The organism is Streptomyces sp. PA03-6a (genome assembly GCF_033792765.1).
In the GTDB taxonomy this organism is placed as follows: Bacteria; Actinomycetota; Actinomycetes; order Streptomycetales; family Streptomycetaceae; genus Actinacidiphila.
On sequence record NZ_JARAVK010000554.1, the window covers coordinates 1 to 1499 of the forward strand.

1 protein-coding gene is annotated in these 1499 nt (G+C 66.0%); it reads left to right on the forward strand.

Annotation, left to right across the window (positions count from 1 at the left end; translation table 11 throughout):
* Nucleotides 1-22 precede the first annotated feature (22 nt).
* Nucleotides 23-1499: hypothetical protein (locus PV350_RS46560; RefSeq protein ID WP_500339302.1), on the forward strand; the 1477-nt coding region annotated here is incomplete at its 3' end.

A 1499-nucleotide genomic window follows, 5' to 3' on the forward strand; every position in this document is an offset into this window, starting at 1 on the left:
AAGCCATTACCGGTTGACGCCGGTGGCCCAGTACGACGGTGCGGCCAAGGGCGCGCTTCAGGGCGGTGAAGGTACCCGCTTCGTCGCCACGGTCATCGCGACCCCGGACACCGATCTGCTGAAGCTGGCGAAGACGTACGGGACGGAGTTCACCGACAAGTCGGTGGTTGGTGAGCGGCTCGGCCTTGTCATCGGTGTGAACGGGCGTGCCGGCACGGAAACCCAGATCGCCGACACCGTGCGCAAGTTCTCCCGGCAGTGGGAGAGGGAAGGCAACTTCGAGGTCTCCGTCACCGGCTTCACCTGGCGTCAGCCCGATCCCAAGCTCGTCGCGGCCGGTGCCCAGAAGGAGATCCCCTACGGCGCCCTCCGTGAGGCGGTGATCCGGGACGACCTCACCCATGCCATGATCAACAAGGTCAAGCTGAACGCCGGGGGAGAGGTGTACCTGCACGTCGGCGACGCTGACGTCAAGAACATGGTTGTCGGCGGGAAGCCGCTCTTCGAACGTGCCGCCTCGAAGATCGAATCGCTGGCCGACCAGAACGGATCTGCTCCCGAGATGGTCAGCGGCGGCTACACCCTCCCCGAGGGTGGCGCGAAGAACGCCGCCGACCTCGACCTGGCCGTGCGCGACGCGATGGCGAAGACCGATGCACGGGCGATCTACTTCCCCGAGCCCAACACCTTCATCCGTGTCGACCCGGCCAACTCCCTGGGCCTTGCGAAGGACATCCGGTTCGGCGAGATCTCCGGAAGGGCCATCAGTTACGAGGCCAGGGAAGGGGAACGACTCCTCGACAGCCTCGTCAAGAACCGCCGCCACAATTGGTCGGGGCGGGAGAACCAGGCCGTGGTCTTCGACTCGGGTCTCGCCCTCGTCACCGACGGCGACCGCATCGCCGTGGGAGTGGGAGGCGACCCGGAGTCGCTCCTCACCGGTCTCACGCAGAGCCACGCGAACTCCAAGACCTGGACCGAGCAGATGGAGCACTACCTCAGGCTGCATCACCCGGGTGTCCTCGCCAAGGACCAGCACGTCGCGAAGAGCCTGGCCGCGATTGCCTTCCACGACATCCGAGTGGATGGTACGCAACTCCAGGTGATGAAGGGGGCGGAACTAGGCCGGGTTCTGAACGACCAATGGACGGCGGTTCGCTCAGCGGCCGGTGGCGTCAACGACACCTTCAGGCAGCTCGTCCAGATGTCCATCGACACCCGCAACGCTCTGGTCACCGGCATCAACAAGCACCTGCCGCAGTCCGTCTCCGCCGCCGCGCCGGCTGCCGCGGGCTCCACGCGGCTGACCGGGGATGCTCAGCTCGGGCAACGAGGTCGATGTGAAGGTGGGCGGGAAGAAGCTCACCAGTACGACGGAAGTGACGATCACCGGGAGCAAGTTCCACCTGACCGCCCGTTCGAGGGCGGCCCAGGATCTGATCGACGCCCACGGGCCGTCCATTCTGACGGCGGACCACTCCATTCACGTGGGGCCGGGC